1 protein-coding gene is annotated in these 403 nt (G+C 47.1%); it reads right to left on the bottom strand.

From position 1 onward, the window contains the following. Window positions 1-403 (bottom strand): TRAP transporter substrate-binding protein (locus tag AB4486_RS25835; RefSeq protein ID WP_372119588.1); only part of this gene is annotated, 403 nt, incomplete at both ends.

Below are 403 nucleotides of genomic sequence, written 5' to 3'. Positions count from 1 at the left end.
GACTGTGATATAAGGGTTATCTTGACCATCTACCACACCTTGTTGCAGGCCGGTGAAAGTCTCAGACCATGCCATTGGTGTTGGGTTTACACCCCATGCTTGATAAGAAGCAATCATGATTTCGTTACGAGGAACACGAATCACTAGCCCTTTCAAATCCTCTGGTGAAGCAACGGGCTTTTTCGAGTTAGTCAAAACCCTAAAGCCAGAATAAGCCCAACCTACGATGCGAACACCAGCGTCACGAATCGTGTTATCAACTAAGTCTTGGCCTACTTGACCTTGAGTCAGTAGTACCGCTTCTTCTGCGCTTTGAATCACGTAAGGCATGGTCAATAGACCAACGGTTGGAGAGAAAGGCGTCACGTTGTTGATCGCCAGTACAGAGAAGTCGAGAAGACCT

Origin of the sequence: Vibrio sp. 10N.222.55.C6 (genome assembly GCF_041473395.1) — a bacterium.
Lineage (GTDB): Bacteria > Pseudomonadota > Gammaproteobacteria > Enterobacterales > Vibrionaceae > Vibrio > Vibrio crassostreae_C.
This window is presented reverse-complemented; position numbering and strand designations above follow the sequence as displayed.